The organism is Pseudoalteromonas sp. SD03, assembly GCF_040937955.1.
GTDB lineage: Bacteria > Pseudomonadota > Gammaproteobacteria > Enterobacterales > Alteromonadaceae > Pseudoalteromonas > Pseudoalteromonas tetraodonis.
This window is the reverse complement of record NZ_CP162514.1, coordinates 1,046,252-1,066,575: the sequence shown is the minus strand read 5'-3', so window position 1 is coordinate 1,066,575 and position 20,324 is coordinate 1,046,252. Positions and strand designations below refer to the sequence as shown.

Sequence of the window (20,324 nt, the reverse complement as noted above, 5' to 3'; positions counted from 1 at the left end):
ATTAATAAAATATGAAACTGAATCATATTTCAGTTTCATATTTTATAAAAAATTAAATAATTTCCTTTTAAAACAGGAAAACACGCCAAAATGGACTAACTTTAATAAAAATTACTAACATAAAGTTTATTATGCGATCTTTGGTTTGTGTACTCCTCTTAAGTGTACTTTATATTGCAGCATTTCCTTTAAGTGCACGCAGCGAAGATCTGAAAACATTAACGCTCTACCATGACTCAGACTATTCAAACCATTACGAATCGGCCTATGCAATGAAGATGGGGGTGCTGACTGCTTTAGCAGAGATTAATAATAACGTGCAAGATTATCAGCTCACACTGATTGAAAAAGACAACCGAGGTAATGCGAATCGCAGCTTATTGCACATGCAGCAGTTTCTAAAAGACCCCAATGCACTGGTTTTTATTGGTGGATTGCACTCCCCGCCCTATATAAAAAATAGAGAGTTCATCAATAAAAACAAACTATTACTACTACTGCCTTGGGCTGCCGGAGGGTCTATTACCCGATACCCTAGCGATGATAACTGGGTATTTAGGCTCTCGGTAGATGATACAAAAGCCGGTTATAGAATGGCCCAATTTGCAACGCAAACTCTAAATTGCAAAAATCCGCTCTTACTTTTAGAAGACACGCCATGGGGAAAATCAAACAACAACACCATGCTTAAGGCCTTTGGTGATATAAAACCACAAGTAAAATGGTTTAACTGGAACACAAAAATAAATAACGCCAAATTAATGCTACATCAAATAAAAAATACACCTGCAGAGTGTATTTTATTTGTTGGAAATGCCATTGAGGGGGCTGTATTTATAAATGCGATGGCAAGTTTTGCCAAAAATGAACGCCTTCCTATTGTTAGTCATTGGGGAATAACGGGTGGGGGTATTTTTGCCAACGTTGAGCAAGCCATAAAATCAAACTTGAGCTTACATTTTATACAAAGCTGTTTTTCATTTTTAAAAACGCCGCAAACCGCTTTAACTAAAAATGTTATAGCACAAAGCTTATCCCTCAAGCCTACCCCTGTAGCACCCACTGAGTTAATTTCTCCGGCTGGATTTATTCATGCCTACGACTTAACAAAACTATTGTTACAGGGCATATCACAAATAACTTTAACCGATAATACAGAGCACAACAGAGCAAAAATCAAACATGCACTTGAAAACTTAACCATGCCAGTTAATGGCTTAATAAAACAATACCAACGTCCTTTTGCTGTGTGGTCAGCTAATAATATTGATGCCCACGAAGCACTTGGTTTTGACGATTTATGCATGGCAAATTATCAGCCAGATGGAAAAATACACATTATCGAAAACCCAATAGGCAATATTGAGTAATGCGAGCATTAATAAATAAAAAATTTAAGCTCTCAACAAATAATGCTTTTTATACTTTTTTAGCATTGAGCTTAATATTATCAGTGACTATTTCTTTACTGTTTGTTGGTCATCGCGCAAATACAGCTATCTATGATTTGCAAAGTAAAAGTCTTGAGATTGAATCTAAACTCACCACCAGCTACCTCACACTATTTTTAGAAACAAGAACACAAATTCTTAATGACCTTGCTCGTCAACCTATTTTATCTAACGCCATAATGGGGTCAGACACCTCAAAAGCGCTACTCCAAGATTACCTTTTTCAATATAAAATAATGGGTAGCACCGAAAAAATAACGATTATAAACGTATTAAAAGAGGTGGTTTTTAGTAACGACCCTTCGCTTAACGAGCTGAGTATAATTGAGCAACCATGGATAAATAGCTTACTTGAAGAGCAAACAGAAAAGGCGGTGATATTAAATAAGCCAACCAACACCGACCTATTCACCATTGCGGTGCCTATAAAATATAATAACTTTACTGAGGGCGTGCTTATGGTGCAATTTAATACGCCAATGACCCAGTTACTACCGACCGACTTTGACCGTGAAAGCCATGGACTGACTTTAGCAGGCCCATGGGTTTATTATTCTAATTTAAATCAAGGTGACGAGTATGTCAGTATTAACCAAAACCTCATTGGCAATACAGATATAACATTAAACTACTACATTACTGCCAATTTAATTGCTGCTAAAACTACTCGCTTCATAATCGATATTGCTATATCAATTATTGTAAGTATGGCTTTATCGTCGTTATTCCTGTTTGTATTTGGTCGGCACTTACTACTAAACCCGTTTAAGCTTTTAGAATCCTCAAGAGAAGCTATAAAGCAAAGTGAAGCGCGTTACGAACTGGCGGTTAAGGGCAGTAATGATGGTATTTGGGATTGGGATATTGTTACAAATGAAGTATATTTTTCTCCCCGTATTAGCGTATTGCTTGGCTACGACGAAAACGATAAAAACGCTTTGCCTCACTGTGCTGATGCACTTTATAAGTTACTTCACCCTGATGATATAACCAAGCATAAAAAGCAAATAGCAAATCACTTAATTAGCAACATTCCCTTTAATTACGATTATAGATTAAAGACTAAATCAGGCGCTTATCGTTATTTTACAGTAAAAGGGATGGCACTGCGCAATGAGCATAATAAAGCAATTAGAATGGCAGGCTCTGTAACTGACATTACTGAGCAAAAACGTTCTCAAAAAGCATTAAAACAAGCAAAAGAGCAAAATGATTTATTAGCGCAGGCAATCGAATCGTGTAATGTGGGTATTTCTATAGCCGATGCGAGCGTGCAAGGCTTTCCTTTAGTCTTTTTAAACTCTGAATTTGAAAAAATAACAGGCTATAGTAAAGAGGAAATGCTAGGAATAAATTGCAGCTTACTTCAAGGGCCAAACACAGATAAGAACGCAATAGATATTATTACTAATGCAATAAAAACATTAAAAACTCAACGTATAGAAATACTAAATTATAAAAAAGATGGCACGGAATTTTGGAATAGCCTACAAATCTCACCTGTTTTTAACGAGCAGCAACAGCTCACAGCTTATGTGGGAATTCAGCAAGATATCACTGAGCAAAAAGCAGCGAATCAATTATTAATTGAAGCAAAAGCGGCGGCTGAACAGGCTAACATTGCCAAAAGCGAGTTTTTAGCAGCAATGAGTCATGAAATTCGCACGCCTATGAATGGCGTATTAGGCATGCTTAATTTGATTTTAGATAGCTCATTAAATGAAAAACAACACCATCAGGTAAGCATTGCACTCAATAGTGCAAACTCCTTATTAAATATTATTAACGATATTTTAGACTTTTCAAAAGTGGATGCCGGTAAGCTTGAGCTTGAGGAGTTAGAGTTTAACCTTTGTAACATGCTCGACGATTTTATCGAAACAATAGCAATTCATGCCCACAGTAAAAATATTCCGTTAATGCTAGATATAGAGCATCTTGAATACGCTTTTGTCATTGGTGACGCCGGACGCCTCAAACAAATTTTAACAAACTTAGTAAATAATGCGCTTAAATTTACTCATAAAGGCGAAGTGCAAGTTATTGCTAAACTCACACCGATTAACAATAATCAAATGCGTTTTAACTGCCAAGTAATAGACTCTGGCATTGGTATTTCTGCAGCCCAACAAGCCAAGCTATTTAAATCATTCTCTCAAGTTGACTCTTCAACAACACGAAAATATGGAGGCACGGGCTTAGGCTTAGCGATTGTTAAAAAGTTATGCCACCTAATGGAAGGTGATATACAGGTACAATCTAAAGAAAATAAGGGCAGTAACTTTAGCTTTAATGTTGTTCTAAAACGCAGTAAAAACCCACAAAAAGTATTACCTCCTGTAGATATGTCATCGTTAAATATTTTAATTGTGTGCAGCAATCAAACTCAATCTTCTATTTTACACAAGCAGTTTACTAAATGGGGAGCAACAGCCGTAATCAGCCCATCCGCAAAGCAGGCTGTGCAAATATGTCAGCAATATATCGAAAAACAAAACCTTTGTTTTGATTTAATTATGATTGATATGCAGCTAAGTGACGGCGATGCTTTAAGCTTAAGTAAAACCCTTGATAAAGAAGTAGATCTTATGGCTGCGCATGTTGTTTTAATGACCACGAGTGAGCTAAATAAACAGCGCGATTTATATCAAGCGCCTCGGTTTTCAGCCATTGTTACAAAGCCCATAATCACACAAAATCTTTTTAAGATGCTATCGACCTGCTTTAGCGATAAACAGCAAAGTAATAGCAGCCTCATTACTGAGGATTTATCTGACACTCTGCCTTTGTCGAGCGATGATATTGTGTGGGACAAAAGTATTCGTATTTTACTGGTTGAAGATAACAACATTAATCAAATCGTCGCCTCTACCACGCTTAAAAAGATAGGAATTAATAGCATTGATATTGCAGAAAATGGCCAGCACGCGCTCGAATATTTAAAACAAACAACTTCCCATAACCCGTACTCACTCATTTTAATGGATTGCCAAATGCCAGTGATGGATGGTTACCAAGCCACAACCCATATAAGAGTAAATGAAGCTGGAAGTAAAAATCCTCCAATTACTATTATTGCTATGACAGCAAACGCTATGGTGGGCGATAAAGCTAAGTGCTTACAGGTTGGAATGAACGACTATATTTCTAAGCCCATTGCGCAAGACATATTATTTAAAAAACTCCTAAAATGGTTGCCATATGAGCTTAAAAACAATGAGTAAAGTAGATATGTTAACCATATCATCTTAATATATATAAATATTTGTACTTATACAGCGGTAAAATAGAGTGAAAAAACTAACAAAAGAGCAAATTTATAAACGCTTAAATAACGAAGAAGATGCTCGCGCGTGTAAGGCCATTGACGATAACGCATGCCAAGAAGTCCCCGGTAATTTTATTACTTTACTGCTAAGCCAACTGTTTAGTAAGTTTGCTGATGCGCTACTCAACCCCAAAGTAACGCTGCCGTGGTTAATGCAAAGCTTAAACGTGCCAGCGAGTTTTATTGCTTGGCTAGTACCTATTAGAGAGTCGGGTTCACTACTGCCGCAGTTGGCCATTGCTGGCTTTATCCGCCAATTGCCTATTCGTAAATGGGTGTGGGTTATTGGCGCTATTGTGCAGTCTTTATGTATTTTGGCTATGGTTGGTATCGCGTTTACACTTGAGGGCAAGCTTGCGGGTTACGCCATTATTGGTTTATTAATTTTATTTAGCTTAGCTAGAGGGTTTAACTCGGTGGCCGCAAAAGATGTGCTTGGAAAAGTTATTCCTAAGCAACAGCGCGGTAATATTAGTGGCTTAGCTGCCAGTATTGCCGGTTTTGCCACCTTAACGTTTGGCTTGCTCATGTGGTTTTTTTCACAACAAAAAGATCAAAACACCGTCATTATAGCCTTAGCACTCGGTGCAATAATGTGGGTGATCGCGGCTTTTTTTTACAGCAAAATAAATGAATATAAAGGGGCAACCGATGGCGGTGAAAATGGCTTGCTTCATGCGTTTTCTAAACTTAAGCTGCTTTATAAAGATAAACAATTTGCCCATTTTGTTGTTACCCGTGCGCTACTTTTATGCTCAGCTCTAAGTGCCCCTTTTTATATAGTTTTAGCCAGTAAACAGTCTTTTGAATTTTCTCTGCTTGCCACTTTTATTGCCGTTTCTGGCTTTGCTAGTTTAGTCTCGGCGCCTATTTGGGGCAGGCTCAGTGATTTATCTAGCCAGCGTGTTTTAGTGCTTAGCGCTATATTAGTCACATTTAATGGCTTAGCCGTATTTGTTATTGCCACTTGGTATAGCGCACTACTGCTAAATTGGTGGGTTATGCCTATATTGTATTTTTTACTCTCAGTCGCACACCAAGGCGTGCGTTTAGGGCGAAAAACTTACCTTGTTGATATGGCTGAGGGCAATAAACGCACCGATTATGTATCGGTAAGTAACACGGTAATTGGGGTGTTATTACTACTTCTGGGTAGTATAGGTTTACTCGAGGCTTTTTTATCAACCGCTGAGCTAATTTTACTTTACAGCACCCTTGGTTTTTTAGGTGCTATAAGTGCATTCTTTTTACCACAAACCGAATAATAGGTTACCAACATTGCTTTATAACTGTGGGCGCTTTAGTGCAAATTTGTCTTTCGTGGTACTAAAATAATCGCCGCCCATTTTACCCACCGCATCTAAACGCGTTGGATCAATATATCCGTTCACTAAAACGGTGTCGTCGAGGAAAATACCCACCACATCTAACAGCATCATTTGCCCACCGCTTGGCTCATCTGAAATAGTAATCACCTCTCGCAACTTACATTCATAGCGCACTTTTGACGCAGCAGCACTTGGCACACTGACTAATTGGCTGGGGGTACGCTGTATATTTGCAGCATCAAATTCACTCACGTCACGTGGATAGTTAGCGCAGCTTTGGTTCATTTGATCAACAAGCGAATGGCTAACAATATTAACTACGCACTCTTTGGTAGCGAGTAAATTATTTAACGTATCTTTATTTGCATTATCGCGAGGGTTTACCTGCGTGACGCTTAAAACCGGCGGGTTACAACTAGCAACAGTAAAAAACGAATAAGGCGAAATATTAGCAACCCCCTCCTCACTTAACGTACTTACCCACGCAATCGGTCTTGGGCTTATACCGCCCACTAAGTAGCTATAAACAGAGTGATTGCTATTATCGGTTAAATCTAAAAACATGGTTTCTCACTTTTAATCTTAAAAAACTAAATCGGAAAATCGCTACGCTGCGTACAAGTTAAATAATTACTTCATAGCATTTTTAAATAATACATTGAATCCATGCGCATAAAAATAAACATAGTCTGGTTTAAACGTGACTTACGCCTAAGCGATCATCAGCCTTTAAAAAATGCGTTTAGTAACGGCCTGCCTACCCTCTTAATTTATAATTTCGAACCTTTACTGCTTAACGATGCGCATTACAACGAGCGGCATTGGCGCTTTGTATATCAATCTATTTGCGACTTAAACACTCAGTTGGATCGCTTTAACAGCCGCGTATATATATTTAATGAAGATATGCAAACCTTGCTTGAATCGCTTCACTCGCAGTTTGAAATCACAAACCTCTTTAGCCACCAAGAAATAGGGCTAAACAATACCTTTGAGCGTGACATAGCAATTAAAGCCTGGTGCCAACACCATCACATTAACTGGTTAGAGTCGCCAACGGGGGCTGTGATACGTGGCAAAAGAAATCGCAGTAATTGGAACGAGCGCTGGCAACAAACCATGCAAGCACCTATTGCTATACCTAATTGGAAGCAAATAAAACCACTTACTCTTACTGATTATCAAGCACCTATACTGCCGAGCGCCTACACGCAAGATAATGAACATTTTCAGCACGGGGGCCCTCGACTTGCCCGTGAAGTAATGCAAAGCTTTTTTGCTGAACGCGGTAAGAGTTATCAAAAAGGAATATCCAGCCCAAGCTTAAGCCGTACGCATTGCTCTAGGTTATCGCCCTATTTAGCGTGGGGAAATATCAGCCTGAGGCAAGTGTATCAAATGGCGATTGACGCATACCATAGCACTTCTGCTGATAAAAAAGGCTGGAAGCGCCCACTTGCCGCGTTTGTATCGCGCTTGCATTGGCATTGCCATTTTATGCAAAAGTTTGAAAGCGAATGCACCATGGAATTTAAAGCGCTAAATCCGGGTTACCATGCATTTCCGTATCGTGATGACGCCCAGGTTACTAGCGATATTGAACGCTGGGCACAGGGGCAAACTGGTATTCCTATTATTGATGCCTGCATGCGCTGTTTAAAAGCCACCGGTTATATTAATTTTAGAATGCGCGCTATGCTAGTTAGCTTTGTAACGCATCATTTAAACATCAGCTGGCAACAAGCAAGTTTTCCGCTGGCTAATTACTTTTTAGACTTTGAACCGGGAATTCATTACCCACAAATTCAAATGCAAGCCTCTGTCACCGGTATTAATACTATTCGTCATTACAACCCAATAAAGCAATCGGAGGATCAAGACCCAACCGGTGCGTTTATAAAAAAATGGTGCCCTGAACTTGAAAAGCTCCCCATTGAATATTTACATCAACCTTGGGAGCAAACGCCCATGGAAGCGCTATTTAACGACTTTAAACTAGGTGAAGACTACCCTGAGCCGATGCTTGATTTAACCACCGCCTCAAAAGAAGCCCGCGAACGGCTATGGCAATACCGAGAGCGGCCCGATGTAAAACGCGCCATAGGTAAAATTCTTAAAAAACACGTAGCTCCGACTCAAAAAATCACCCGTGTAAAACGCAAAACTCGCAGTAACAGCAATAAAGAGAACACCTAATTATGGCGCACAAAAAACTTAACTTACCGCAAAAAATTTGCCCAGTATGCAATAAGCCGTTTGCGTGGCGTAAAAAGTGGCAACGAGATTGGGATAACGTTATTTATTGCTCAGAGCGGTGCAAACGCAGCAAATAGCCGCTTATAAAAACCAATACACGCATATTCGCTTTAATCTCACTTTATATCTTACATAGCTGTTATAGTGGTTAACGTTTCAACTTGTTATTCAATGCAAGTTAACACTCTACCCTCTGCCTGCTCAACATTCATTATACCTAGCACAGCTAATTAAAAGAACACCCTTTACCAAGCCTTATTTTACAGCCATGGCGTGATCTTGCCTGTAAAACCCCTCTTTGTTTGTTAGCGATGTAGCATTATTCGTTTATAAACTCAGCATACTTTAATCAAGGATATAGCATGAGTGAATTAACTATTGGCGTAATTGGAACATCACGTAAAACAGATGAAAGACGCTACCCTATTCATCCTGCGCATTTAATGCGTATACCTGAAAAACTCAGAAAAAATATGATTTTTGAGCAAGGTTATGGCGCGGCATTTAATATGAGCGACGAAGAAATTGCAGCACTGACAGGCGGCATTGCCACCCGCAGTGATATTTTAACCCAATTAGGCACCGTCATTATTGCCAAACCAGTGCTTGCTGATTTACAAGAGCTTAAAGAAGGCGGCACAATTTGGGGCTATGTACATTGCGTACAACAACAAGCAATTACCCAAGCTGCCCTTGATAGAAAGCTTACTCTTATTGCCTTTGAAGACATGTTTGTATGGTCACCACAGGGGAATGTGGGCCGTCATACTTTTTATAAAAACAATGAAATGGCTGGTTATTGTGCGGTGTTACATGCTCTGCAACTAAAAGGCATTGATGGTCATTACGGTAATCAACGTAAAACCATTATTTTTAGTTTTGGCGCTGTTAGCCGAGGCGCTATTTATGCATTAAAAGCTCATGGTTTTAGAGATATTACAATTTGTATACAGCGCCCCGATCATGAAGTGCGTGAAGAAGTACTTGATTGTCATTATGTTAAAGTACGCCCAGGCACTGAAGGCGAAGCTCGTATGATAGTGGTTGAGCACGATGGTTCGCAGCGTCCGCTTACTGAGCTTATTAGCGAAGCTGACATTATTGTTAATGGCACCTACCAAGAAACCGCAAACCCCGTCAATTTTGTGATTGAATCTGAAGCCGATTGCTTAAAACCCAATAGCCTTATAATAGATGTAAGCTGTGATGAAGGAATGGGATTCTTTTTTGCAAAGCCAACAACATTTAAACACCCAATGTTTAGCTATAAAACCACGGATTATTACGCGGTTGATCATACCCCTAGCTACTTATGGGAAAGTGCAACGCGCTCTATTTCTGCCGCGCTCATTGTATACTTGCCAACTGTTTTAGTCGGCCCAGAGCAATGGCAAAAAGACGAAACCATTCGCCGCGCTATCAATATTGAACACGGAATAATTAAAAACAACGCTATTTTAGCGTTTCAAAACCGTGAAAGTACGCCTCCTTATCACCTGCAAATAGCTGACATAACCTAAATTCGGGATAATAAATAATCCCAAACATAACGTGAACCTTGTTTATTCAATTATTTGGCTTCTATTTTGCAACTATCTATATAAATAACGCTTTTTAGCTGTTTTACCGTGTAGTGTTTACAACGTATTGCAAACACTACACGGTATGACTAATTAACCTAAAAAGCCTACACCCTCAACAAGGAGAACATAATGACGATTAAAAAATCTGCAAGTTCAACATGGTCTGGTGATATTAAAAAAGGGAAAGGTTATATCTCAACGCAAAGTGGCGCATTAGATAACCAGCCGTATGGGTTTAATACCCGCTTTGAAGATAAGCCAGGCTCAAACCCTGAGGAATTAGTGGGTGCAGCACATAGTGCCTGTTTTGGTATGGCTTTATCGCTGGCACTTGGTGAAGCGGGCTTTACCGCTGAGAACATAAACACCGAAGCAGTGGTTAGTTTAGACGAAGTGGATGATGGCTTTGCCGTGACGCACATTGCCCTTGAAGTAAATGCAACCATTGCAGATATTTCAAATGAGCAATTTCAAGCATTGTGCGAACAAACCAAAAAAGGCTGCCCTATCTCAAAATTATTAAATACTGAGATTTCGCTTAACGCCATACTTAAGTAAATACCGAGTGTATTAAGCTAGGCGCAAAGCGCTTAAAGCCCATAAAAAGTAAGGTTATGCGCATGTAAAAAAGCCATAACCTTATTGCTACTTTTTCATTAATCATAGAAATAAAGGCACTGTTTAATCGCGGTGAGTTACAAAAAGGTTAAACAAAAACAGTTAAATAGATTATGTAAAATATCAATACTTTGTTAGGATTAAGGGCAGGCTTAACCACACCTTATTTTGTAGGTTAAAACAAAGGGTACGATGAATGAATGATAAATCACTAAATTGCGAAAAAGTATCTTGTAGCAATTGCGTTGATTCGAATGAACTAGATTTTGACTTTACCATGGCATTTCAGCCTATTGTAAATTGTCAAAATAATACTATTTTTGGATATGAAGCACTTGTCCGTGGTTTAAATAATGAATCTGCCTACTCTATTATTTCTCGCGTTAACGATACTAACCGCTATACGTTTGATCAGTTATGCAGAATTAAAGCGATTGCACTTGCATCAAAGCTGGGTGTAGATTCGATGCTTAGTATTAACTTTTTACCAAACGCTATCTACAAGCCAGAGCGTTGTATTCGTACCACCCTAGAAGCCGCTAAAAAGTATAACTTCCCTACAACAAATATTATGTTTGAATTTACAGAAGTCGAAAAAATAGAAGACAGCGCACATGTAAAACGTGTTGTGAGCTATTACCAAGAATTAGGCTTTAAAACAGCCACCGATGACTTTGGTTCAGGCTATTCTGGATTAAACCTATTAGCCGATTTTCAAACTGATATTATCAAGCTTGATATGGCGCTGATCAGAGATATCGACAAAGATAAAAATCGCCAGGCAATCGTAACTCACTGTTTAAACATGTTTAGCGCGCTAAATGTTACAGCTCTGGCTGAAGGCATTGAAACCGTTGAAGAATATCAGTGGTTGAAACACGCAGGTATTGAGCTAATGCAAGGTTATTTATTTGCAAAACCTGGATTTGAATGCTTGCCAGAAGTTGATTTTCAATAGCACACCGTTGCTATAAAAAAAACCGCCGTTACGGCGGTTTTTTCGTATTAGATATAGGTTATATATCCAAAATTACATATTCCCCAACTCTATCATCATTGCGGTGTACATACGTAAATTAAGTGCTAATTGCTCAAGGGTAATAAACTCATGTTCTGAGTGCCCGGTGTAGCGTTTGCCCGGCATAGATGGGCCAAACGACACGGCATTATCAAATAGCTTGGCATTTGTACCGCCCCCTATTGAAACAAAATCAGCGTTTTTATCACCCGTATAATGCTTAAAAATATCAAGTAGCTTTTGCGCATGGGGTGCGCTATCTAAAAGCATGGGCGTACCAATGGTGGTTTTAATGTTAGCTAACGTAACCTGATTAGCCGTTTGCCAATTAGCAAGCGCAGTATCAATTTGTTGTTTAAGTAACGTCTCATCTTTCCCAACCGGACGGCGAGCATTGACCGCTAAAGTAAGCGCATTACCCTCACGTTCAATAACCGTAGGCGCTACGGTCATTGGCCCCATAAAGTCATGTTCATAAGCAATTTCGCCAAACTGTTTACCGTGAATATCTAAACCAATAAGCTGATTAACAAAATCAATGAGCTGGCCATCACTATTGTTTTCAAGCTCAACGTTTTTAAATATTTCAGCTAAATAAGCAATGGCGTTAACGCCTGATTCCGGTTCAGATGAGTGAGCCGACATGCCTTTAACACTTATGGCCAGCGCGTTATTTTGCTCTGTAAAATTAAATTCAACTTGCTTAAGTGTGTTAGCTTTTGCTTTTAATTGATTAATTAATGTTTCGTTGGCGTTATGTAGTAATAGGCTGGCATCTTCAGGGATTTGACTGGCAAATGCGCCGCCGGTTACATCACTGACATACACACCTGTTTGTGGTGATGTTGCATCAAATGTTGGCGCAATTAAGCTCCAGCCTTTTTCAGCAACCACTACAGGGTAAGAGGCATCAATGGTTACCGCATACTTTGGTTGCTGATAAGTTTTCATAAACTCAGTTAACGGCCCCCAGTCAGACTCCTCCGCTAGGTAAATCATTAATTCAATACGATTATCAAGCGCTATGCCTTTATCTTTTATCGCCTTCATGGCGTACATTGCAGTCGCAATAGCGCCTTTGTCGTCTTCGGTACCTCGACCAACCAACTTACCCGCCTCTGAGGTGTCAATAACAAATGGGCTTTGCTTCCATTTGCTGGCATTAGCAGGTTGTACATCGCCATGAGTTACTATGGTTACCTTATCAGTTTGTTGCCCCATACCAATAAGTACGGTGTAACCTAAATCTTGATAATCAAAACCAAGCTCAGCCGCTTTCATTTTTAGTAACGCTTTAAAGCCAATAAAGTCGGGATTTTGTGGTGCGCTAACATCACTTTTATTAACCGTTGGAAAAGACACCAAATTTGTGAGTGTATGTACTTGCGCACTTTGGTAGGTATTTACAGCGTAATCAGCCACGCTGTCATTAATTTTATTTAATTGTGCATGAGTATTAAAGGCCAATAAAGCGATACTAGCTAAAGCTAACTTTTTCAAAACAAATCCCATTTAATTAACAACTAAGAACCATAATTATAACGCCCTTGTTTAATAACAAACAACGCTTTGCGACAGAGCGTAAAACCGCCACTATATTTATCTAACAGCTTTACTAAAGATGCCTGTATAATGCGCACCTTAAAATTACGGGGTTAATCATGAATCGCAGAAAAAAGATCATTACAAAGTTTAATAACAAAGATAAGCGCGCAAATGCAAAATTACATAAAAGTAATAAACCTGCTTATGTGTCTAAAGCTGAACGTGAAAAATTAGCATTACTGGCTCAAGAACAGCAAATAGAGTCTATAAACGATGAAACATGTTTATAAATCAATAAAAACAAAAACTTGAAACAAAGGTAAAATAAAAGTTAATAAATAGTTGCAAACTAAACACCTAACTGTAATATTGAACATTCAGCAACAATGCTGAAACACACCAATAATCACTTAGGAGGCATAAATGAACAAACTATTTATTATCACTCCTAGTGCTCCTCAAGAATGTTCTGTCGACTATCATTTAAGTGAATGGTTCGACGAATAAAAAAACCTGAATAATTTAAAAGCAATAATGCCTCGCAGTAGGAAGGCTTCTATGTAATTAAAATTCAGGTAACAATAATGAAAAGAAAACTCTCAATTCTTAATGGATCACTAGCCGCATGCATGTTTTTTTCGTTTGCAAGTAATGCTTGTTTAATAAACGAAGTTGAATCAAACGACACTGAAAGCAATGCAAATTCCCCACTTTGTAGTAATACCGCCGTTGCAGGCTCGTTGAGTCGAAATGATACTGATTGGTTTAGATTCGAACTAACGCAAACCGGACCTATTGAAGTTAATCTTGATCATCATACTCGTGATGACTTTGACTGGGCATTATATCAAGAAACGGGTTCGGCCCTAGCCGAAGGAGCGACCAGTAATGTACCAGAAACAGGCAGTTATAACGCGCAATCAACGGGTACTTATTATGTAAAAGTAACGCGTTACTCGGGTACAGGTTGGTACGATCTAACAGTCAATTTTGGTGAAGGTAGTAACACCGGTGGCGGAAGTGGTAACGGTGATTGTGGCTATAGTTCTCGCCCTGCAAAACCAGGTTCATTACAAGCATATTTACAAGGTGGCAGTGCTGATTCATGTAGCACATTAACAGCTGATCAAGGTGCTGTATTACTTATGGGTGGTGGCAGCGATGTTGATCAAGCATTTAGTAATCGCGTTGCCAACCATGTTGGCAGCGGTGCCGATGTTGTTGTGCTTAGAACCTCAGGTACTGACGCCTACAACGATTATTTACTGAACTTAATGAATGCCGACTCAGTAGAAACACTGATCATTGATACTCGCAACAAAGCAAATGATGACTATGTTGACTGGGCTATCCGCAGTGCCGAATTTGTATGGATTGCAGGCGGTGACCAATCTGATTACCTTAATCAATGGCAAGGTACAAAAGTACAAACCGCTGTGCAACACGTTTTTGATAAGGGCGGTGTCGTTGGCGGAACGTCTGCAGGCATGGCATTAATGGCAAACAGCGTGTACGACCCGGATGGTGTTGCTGGTGCAGTATCCGATGAAGTAGTCACTGACTTTTGCCATGAGACACTTAACTTCAGCAGTCGCTTTATTGATGTGCCTGTTTTAGACAATAGCTTAACCGATACGCACTTCCAAGAACGAGACAGAATGGGGCGCGCCATCGTGTCTTTAGGCCATCACAGCAATCAGTACTTTTCTATTGCAGCCAGTGAGGCAACCTCACTGTTCATCGAGGCCTCTGGTACAGGTGTTGTTGACGGCAGCAATGAAGTTTACATCTTCAAAGAAACCGCTAATACGCAAAGAGTGACATTGCAATGTGGCAGTGCTGTTAACTATCAAAATATTAATAGAGTAAAGCTACTACCTGGTGATAATTACAATGTGGTTAGCCACACTCATAATGGTATGCAACTAGACGTGAGCATTAATGGTAATAACAACAACTTCTACTCCCCTATCAATCCTTATTAATCCCCCCAGTTAAGAGCCCTTTGGGCTCTTTTTTAACTGTCGCAAAAATAATAATTAAATAAACAAAAACCTGATAATTACCTATTCGTTTTATATTCAAGCCACTTTGAAGCCAAAGGGTTAAAATAATGCGTATAACGGATCGCTACATAGCCAACCACAGCGCTTGCTACTAGCAATTCAAATACCGCTAAATGGTGTATTTGATTTATAAACTGCATATCAATATTCATCGTTTGCATCCAATCTGCAAGTTTAAATAACGCCGTAGCACCAATAACCATGGGAAAGGTAAATGCAGCAAACCCTGGGCAAAATGTGCGGCGCAGTAATTTAAAAAAGGCAGTGTAAATAATGAGTGTCATTAGTATGGCAATACCAAATAACCCCCCAATAATCACTGGTGACGGTTGGGTCACCACAGTGAAATACCCCGCTAACGATAAACTTGCTGGCGCCGCTAAAATAGCCAGTGTAGGCTGTGCAGCATCAGGAATTTGCTCAGCAAATATTATCCGATAAATCATTATCGGCAGCATAACTGCGTACATTAACATGCCAAAATAAAGTGCCCCTTGCGCTAAAAATAGCAGTGCAGGATTACCCGAGAACGCGACATCGGCAACAATAATCCCCACCGGTGGTACAAACCAACTTGGCACCATGTGTTCAATTTTAAACTCACGAACACGATGAATAATAAAGCTCAGTAAAAATCCCAAATGCAATAAAAATGCGCCTACCCAAAGCACATCCCCTGCTAATGGATTAACGTGCTCTAACGAATTAGATACCACCAACGTTGCCATAGCAAAAGTAGGCACCACACTGCCTACAACAGGGTGCGCTAAGTCGGCTTTTAGTAATTGCGGGTGCAGTAAAAATTTTAAGCCAAGTATTAACAATAATACGCTTGCAATTGCCGCCCCAGTGTATTGCGCTGCGCCATTTACATTGAACATATTTTCCCAAGCCCAACCAAGGCTGGCTATGCCTAATGCTAATCCGCCCATTGGGGTGGGTGCGGTTATTACTTTGGCTTTTATATAATTAAACATGTTTATACTCCACTCTCACTGTTTATCTTATAAAGAAGTTTAACCTTGCATTTTGTTTAGTTAAATCTAATTATATAGAACACACGTTCAGAAAAACTAAACACCAAGCTCATGAATATTTCTCTTAAACAACTTAAAGTGTTTGTAGGTATTACCCAGCATACAACGCTTAGCGCAGCCTCAGAGCGACTTTACTTGTCTAAAGCGGCACTCAGTATGTCTCTTAGCGAGCTTGAAAAACAATTAGGCCATCCACTGTTTGATCGGGTAAATCATCGCTTAATTTTAAATCAAGAAGGGCAAAAATTACTGCCCTTGGCAGATGAATTACTGCACAGAGCAAATGATATTAATACGCTTTTTTCGTCCCACGCAAAAGCCAGCGGCACGTTAAAAATAGGTGCCAGCGATACCATTGGTAATCATGTGTTACCCTCTATACTCAGTGGATTTCGCCAACAACAGCAGCATTATTCTCAGCAGGTTTTTATTTCAAATTCTGAGCTTATTTGTCAAAAACTGCGCGACTTTGAACTCGACATTGCATTAATAGAAGGCCATGCCCAGCAAAGTGACTTAGTCTCAACCGTGTTTAGTCAAGACACCATGTGCATAATTACGCCGCCATCCCACCCTTTAGCTAAAAAACCACAGCTTAGTTTTAATGACTTAGCAAACAGTCAATGGGTATTAAGAGAGACCGGCTCTGGCTCACGCTCATTCTTTTTACAAAACCTTGCTACGCATATCGATAATTGGAGCCAAAGCTTTGAGCTCAATACCACAGAGGCATTGATCAACAGCGTTGCAGAAGGGTTAGGACTGGGATGTTTATCGTCACTCGCGGCACAGTACGCTTTAAACGATGGCCGCGTTACGCAGCTTAACTTAAACCACTCCATGCAAAGACAGTTTTGGTTAGTGATGCATAAAGACAAATACAAAAATCCGCTGCTAACGCAGTTTATAGATTTTTGTCACAAGCAGAATTAAAAAATTAATAGTCATTAACTGTCAGATTCGATTAACCAAAAATCGAATCTGACAGCTCACACTAACTTACTCTCTCATCTTAAAACGCGTAACTCATAGCCAAATTAATAGAACGACCCTGTCCTGCTAATTGATTGAACCCCTGCGTTGAATCTTGTTTAAACTCAGCAATGCTTACGCCGCCCAGTGGTAATTCATAATACTCATCAAGCAGGTTGGTAATATCAACACTCACAGTCAATGCATCCCAACTGGCTTTTGAGCTTAAATTAAGTAAATGATACTGCTCGGTTTGGTTTTCTAGGCGGTTGCTATCTACGCGGGTTTTACTATCGACCCACTGCCACGTGAGTGCGTTTTCAAAGCGGCCTATTTGCTGGTTAATCGCAAAGTAGGTTTGCAGTGGCTTAATTTGATAAAGCGGCTGATTGGTATCGTCGCGCTTACCACGGGTATTGGTAATGTTAGCTTTTAACGACCAACTACCATACTGCTTAGACTCGTGCAGAGTAGCAACCGCATCTAGCTTTACTCCATAAAGCGTGGCATCTACGTTATTAAACATAAGTACATTACGAGTATTGGCAGCAAGCGCTGTGCGGTTAAAGCTTCTTACTCTGTTGACGTCAATATAATCATTTACATCGCTCACCCACGCATTAGCACTGATACGCCAGCTGTCGTCTTTAGCCATACGGGTATACGTAGTGCTAAGCGTATGTGCGGTTTCAGGTTTAAGGGCAATGTTACCAATATAGCCATTACCATCGCCGTACCAACCTATCATGGTGGTGGCCATATTTCCCACCCCCCAACTGTAACGTTCGTATAAATTAGGTGCGCGATTTTTACGAGCTAAACCAATTTGTAACTCGTCATTATTGCTTAGTTGATAGTTAATCAGCACGTTTGCATCGACTAGGTTGTCTGTTTGTTTTTTGTTCTGACCATTAAACTCTTTAGCGGCCATTGCATCACTTGGCATCGCCATGGCCATCGCACTCATAGCGACCATACCTGCGTTATATGCTTGTACATCGTCGGTATTGGTCATTACATTTTCAAATCGAACGCCTGCATTTAACCACCAGCGAGTATCTAATTGGCTTTCATATTCAGCAAGCAAGGCAATACGCTGACGCCGGCCGTTATTAATATTGTTGTAGTCATTTGGCCCCATCATCATTGAGCCTTCAACCGCAGGCCACCAATCATCAATATTCATATAATGGTACTCTTGGGCGAGTAATAACTGGCTGTTGTTATCAAGCGCTAATCGCCATTTTAACTGAGTGCTTATATCTTCGGCGTCGGTTTTCATTGGCATTTTTCCGGTTTTTTCTGCGCTGAAAAAGCCCATTTCATGCTTTACGCTATGCCAATTTAACTGCGCTTCAAGCTCACTGTTTGTAAAAGCACGCTTATACTGGGCAACAGCGCCATAGCTGGTGTTATCTGTCATATCCATATATTGGTTAGCAAAGCCTTGATAGGGTATTTTTTGATGGCTTAGCTTAACAACTAATTGTTGCTTATCATCGCGCATGGCAGCACTTAAACTATGGTTTTGCGCGCGGTACAGGGTATCGAGCACTAAATCGCCGTTACCATCTTCATAACTGTTAGCATCGCTAAACGCACCTTGATAATTAAAACTGAATACGTCGCTGGCAATGCGCATGCCCGCGCCTACCTTTTTGCCGTTATCTAGCGTATTGTATTGGGCTGATACGTAGCCAGAGTGCCAGCCAAGTTGCTTGCTTTCACTGTACTGAGGTGAAATAGAATTAACCGCGATCACCCCTGCAATATTATCGCCTCCCGCGCTTACCGGAGAAATACCTGCAACCACTTTGTAGCTACTAATTTGATTGGCTGAAATATACGACAGTGGCGGGTTCATTTGATTGGCACAGGCGGCGGTGATTTGCGCTCCATCGACCAGTACCGCCACTCTATCGCCCATTAAACCATTTAAAACAGGTAAGTTAGCCATGCCACCGGCGGCTGAAAAGTCCACACCTAAATCAGTTAATAACGATTCAGATGAACCTAACGATAGGTGTTTGTTTTGTGCTTGACCGTGTACTTCGATCACTTCAATTGAGGCGTCATCTGCAAAGGCAACAGGCGATAATACGCCACTTATAACAAGTGCCAAAGGCGATACTAAATAGGAGGTTAGGGGATTTTTTTTATCAGTCATTATTGATTTACCACAAAAATTTTGTGGGTAAATTATACGTGCTGCGGCAAGTTAAAAAGCGCGACATATTGTCGCACTTTGTTAATTTTTAACCCTGTTCGTCATCAAAAATGTCTTCTATTTTAAGTTTAAACAACCTTGCGGCCTTAAAAGCCAGTGGCAAGCTGGGATCGAACTTGCCCTTTTCAATGGCATTAATCGTTTGGCGCGATACATCCAACAGCTCGGCCAACTTTGCTTGAGTGAAATTATGCTCGGCTCTTAACACTTTTAATCTATTTTTCATTCATCACCTGCGCAATAGTGTTTATTAAGCACATACACACTAATTAAATACACCGCCCCCATTAAAAACATTAAGTCGGGTATTTGCGCTTTAAAATCAATTAAACCACTCAATTGTAAATTGGTGTATGCCAGCCCGCCTACTAACACTGCACCTAAGGTAAACCCCATGGCACTGAGATGTATTTTTTGCATTAATTCATCCATGCCTTGCAAATAGCGCTTGTTGGCTAAAATCATCCCTACGCCAGCAGCCAAATTTATAATAATAAAAAAGCCACTAATTAGCGCTGAACGATCCCAGATTAAAGTGGGGCCAAAGCTGCAAATAGCTAAAGTAAAAAGCCATATTAAGGTCCATTTAGCTAGGTAACTGGTATTTTTAATTTGGCGTTGTTTTAAATTTAATTCTGCTTTCATTGCCTTTATCCTGTTTTTAAAAGTAATGTTTACTTTACAAATATCATTCATGTCTTACAAAAAGTCAAGTTAACATTACACTTTAAATTTAACACTGCTTATTTTTGATTGCGTTAATACTTTGCTGAACTTACTTAACCGTCCTTTGGTTGGCTTAAGTTAAATTTTATTCATCTTAAATTATGGTTTAGTCCATGACGAAAGAGAGCTTTTAATTTAAAATGCACGCCTCTTTACTCCTCATTTCCAC

At 39.8% G+C, this 20,324-nt stretch carries 17 protein-coding genes; 11 read left to right on the top strand and 6 right to left on the bottom strand.

The window, feature by feature from the left end; all coding sequences use genetic code 11:
• Positions 1-131: 131 nt before the first annotated feature.
• The 3 genes from ABZP26_RS04960 to ABZP26_RS04950 all read left to right on the top strand — a co-directional run bounded on the left by ABZP26_RS04960 (position 132) and on the right by ABZP26_RS04950 (position 6,044).
• Positions 132-1,370, top strand: coding sequence for an ABC transporter substrate-binding protein (locus ABZP26_RS04960; protein WP_368485428.1), 1,239 nt, complete (start codon positions 132-134; stop codon positions 1,368-1,370).
• Positions 1,370-4,675 carry a PAS domain S-box protein gene (locus ABZP26_RS04955; RefSeq protein ID WP_368485427.1) on the top strand — a complete coding sequence of 1,102 codons (3,306 nt, stop codon included), beginning with the start codon at positions 1,370-1,372 and terminating at the stop codon, positions 4,673-4,675. Before ABZP26_RS04960 ends, ABZP26_RS04955 begins: the two co-directional genes overlap by 1 nt.
• A gap of 67 nt (positions 4,676-4,742) precedes the next feature.
• Positions 4,743-6,044 carry an MFS transporter gene (locus ABZP26_RS04950; protein ID WP_290191264.1) on the top strand — a complete coding sequence of 434 codons (1,302 nt, stop codon included), beginning with the start codon at positions 4,743-4,745 and terminating at the stop codon, positions 6,042-6,044.
• An 18-nt stretch (positions 6,045-6,062) separates the two neighbouring features.
• Here the strand turns inward: ABZP26_RS04950 and ABZP26_RS04945 are convergent, their stop codons facing one another.
• Complete coding sequence (locus ABZP26_RS04945; protein ID WP_368485426.1) at positions 6,063-6,671, bottom strand: flavin reductase family protein; 609 nt, start codon at positions 6,669-6,671, stop codon at positions 6,063-6,065.
• A gap of 102 nt (positions 6,672-6,773) precedes the next feature.
• Here ABZP26_RS04945 and ABZP26_RS04940 point away from each other — a divergent pair, with 102 nt between their 5' ends.
• The 5 genes from ABZP26_RS04940 (at position 6,774) to ABZP26_RS04920 (ending at position 11,522) form a co-directional block, all read left to right on the top strand.
• Positions 6,774-8,303, top strand: coding sequence for a cryptochrome/deoxyribodipyrimidine photo-lyase family protein (locus ABZP26_RS04940; RefSeq protein ID WP_058154343.1), 1,530 nt, complete (start codon positions 6,774-6,776; stop codon positions 8,301-8,303).
• Positions 8,304-8,305: 2 nt separating this feature from the next.
• Complete coding sequence (locus ABZP26_RS04935; RefSeq protein ID WP_010391223.1) at positions 8,306-8,440, top strand: DUF2256 domain-containing protein; 135 nt, start codon at positions 8,306-8,308, stop codon at positions 8,438-8,440.
• Positions 8,441-8,725: 285 nt separating this feature from the next.
• Positions 8,726-9,883 (top strand): N(5)-(carboxyethyl)ornithine synthase, encoded by a 1,158-nt coding sequence (locus ABZP26_RS04930; RefSeq protein ID WP_058154342.1) that lies wholly within the window; start codon positions 8,726-8,728, stop codon positions 9,881-9,883.
• Between the two features lie 192 nt (positions 9,884-10,075).
• Complete coding sequence (locus tag ABZP26_RS04925; RefSeq protein ID WP_058154341.1) at positions 10,076-10,504, top strand: OsmC family protein; 429 nt, start codon at positions 10,076-10,078, stop codon at positions 10,502-10,504.
• Between the two features lie 256 nt (positions 10,505-10,760).
• Positions 10,761-11,522, top strand: a complete 762-nt coding sequence (locus ABZP26_RS04920) for an EAL domain-containing protein (RefSeq protein WP_058154340.1) — start codon at positions 10,761-10,763, stop codon at positions 11,520-11,522.
• A gap of 72 nt (positions 11,523-11,594) precedes the next feature.
• Here the strand turns inward: ABZP26_RS04920 and ABZP26_RS04915 are convergent, their stop codons facing one another.
• A complete protein-coding gene (locus ABZP26_RS04915) occupies positions 11,595-13,082 on the bottom strand; it encodes a dipeptidase (RefSeq protein ID WP_368485425.1) in 1,488 nt (495 codons plus the stop codon).
• A gap of 161 nt (positions 13,083-13,243) precedes the next feature.
• Between ABZP26_RS04915 and ABZP26_RS04910 the strand changes: the two genes are divergently transcribed.
• The gene (locus tag ABZP26_RS04910) at positions 13,244-13,417 is read left to right on the top strand and encodes a DUF2986 domain-containing protein (RefSeq protein ID WP_013464421.1); all 174 of its coding nucleotides are present in this window, start codon (positions 13,244-13,246) and stop codon (positions 13,415-13,417) included.
• Between the two features lie 294 nt (positions 13,418-13,711).
• Positions 13,712-15,112: a pre-peptidase C-terminal domain-containing protein gene (locus tag ABZP26_RS04905; RefSeq protein ID WP_368485424.1), complete on the top strand. Its 1,401-nt coding sequence runs from the start codon at positions 13,712-13,714 to the stop codon at positions 15,110-15,112.
• A gap of 77 nt (positions 15,113-15,189) precedes the next feature.
• On the opposite strand, the gene ABZP26_RS04900 is transcribed toward ABZP26_RS04905, so the two are convergent.
• Entirely contained in the window at positions 15,190-16,170 is a 981-nt protein-coding gene (locus ABZP26_RS04900; protein ID WP_290191258.1) for a TDT family transporter, read from the bottom strand.
• 111 nt (positions 16,171-16,281) lie between these two features.
• Between ABZP26_RS04900 and ABZP26_RS04895 the strand changes: the two genes are divergently transcribed.
• Positions 16,282-17,163 (top strand): LysR family transcriptional regulator, encoded by an 882-nt coding sequence (locus tag ABZP26_RS04895; RefSeq protein WP_368485423.1) that lies wholly within the window; start codon positions 16,282-16,284, stop codon positions 17,161-17,163.
• A gap of 79 nt (positions 17,164-17,242) precedes the next feature.
• Here ABZP26_RS04895 and ABZP26_RS04890 read toward each other — a convergent pair whose 3' ends face one another.
• From ABZP26_RS04890 to ABZP26_RS04880, 3 genes are all read right to left on the bottom strand, one after another.
• On the bottom strand, positions 17,243-19,369 hold the full coding sequence (locus ABZP26_RS04890; protein WP_368485422.1) for a TonB-dependent receptor plug domain-containing protein: 2,127 nt from the start codon (positions 19,367-19,369) through the stop codon (positions 17,243-17,245).
• Between the two features lie 88 nt (positions 19,370-19,457).
• Positions 19,458-19,655 (bottom strand): helix-turn-helix transcriptional regulator, encoded by a 198-nt coding sequence (locus tag ABZP26_RS04885; protein ID WP_013464415.1) that lies wholly within the window; start codon positions 19,653-19,655, stop codon positions 19,458-19,460.
• Entirely contained in the window at positions 19,652-20,074 is a 423-nt protein-coding gene (locus ABZP26_RS04880) for a hypothetical protein (RefSeq protein WP_028835426.1), read from the bottom strand. Before ABZP26_RS04880 ends, ABZP26_RS04885 begins: the two co-directional genes overlap by 4 nt.
• Between the last annotated feature and the right edge of the window lie 250 nt (positions 20,075-20,324).

Bases quoted from the DNA above. Each gene is read 5' to 3' on its own strand.
- ABZP26_RS04960 (WP_368485428.1), top strand. From the start codon at position 132: ATGCGATCTTTGGTTTGTGTACTCCTCTTAAGTGTACTTTATATTGCA.
- ABZP26_RS04955 (WP_368485427.1), top strand. From the start codon at position 1,370: ATGCGAGCATTAATAAATAAAAAATTTAAGCTCTCAACAAATAATGCT.
- ABZP26_RS04945 (WP_368485426.1), bottom strand. From the start codon at position 6,671: ATGTTTTTAGATTTAACCGATAATAGCAATCACTCTGTTTATAGCTAC.
- ABZP26_RS04940 (WP_058154343.1), top strand. From the start codon at position 6,774: ATGCGCATAAAAATAAACATAGTCTGGTTTAAACGTGACTTACGCCTA.
- ABZP26_RS04935 (WP_010391223.1), top strand. From the start codon at position 8,306: ATGGCGCACAAAAAACTTAACTTACCGCAAAAAATTTGCCCAGTATGC.
- ABZP26_RS04930 (WP_058154342.1), top strand. From the start codon at position 8,726: ATGAGTGAATTAACTATTGGCGTAATTGGAACATCACGTAAAACAGAT.
- ABZP26_RS04925 (WP_058154341.1), top strand. From the start codon at position 10,076: ATGACGATTAAAAAATCTGCAAGTTCAACATGGTCTGGTGATATTAAA.
- ABZP26_RS04920 (WP_058154340.1), top strand. From the start codon at position 10,761: ATGAATGATAAATCACTAAATTGCGAAAAAGTATCTTGTAGCAATTGC.
- ABZP26_RS04910 (WP_013464421.1), top strand. From the start codon at position 13,244: ATGAATCGCAGAAAAAAGATCATTACAAAGTTTAATAACAAAGATAAG.
- ABZP26_RS04905 (WP_368485424.1), top strand. From the start codon at position 13,712: ATGAAAAGAAAACTCTCAATTCTTAATGGATCACTAGCCGCATGCATG.
- ABZP26_RS04900 (WP_290191258.1), bottom strand. From the start codon at position 16,170: ATGTTTAATTATATAAAAGCCAAAGTAATAACCGCACCCACCCCAATG.
- ABZP26_RS04895 (WP_368485423.1), top strand. From the start codon at position 16,282: ATGAATATTTCTCTTAAACAACTTAAAGTGTTTGTAGGTATTACCCAG.
- ABZP26_RS04890 (WP_368485422.1), bottom strand. From the start codon at position 19,369: ATGACTGATAAAAAAAATCCCCTAACCTCCTATTTAGTATCGCCTTTG.
- ABZP26_RS04885 (WP_013464415.1), bottom strand. From the start codon at position 19,655: ATGAAAAATAGATTAAAAGTGTTAAGAGCCGAGCATAATTTCACTCAA.
- ABZP26_RS04880 (WP_028835426.1), bottom strand. From the start codon at position 20,074: ATGAAAGCAGAATTAAATTTAAAACAACGCCAAATTAAAAATACCAGT.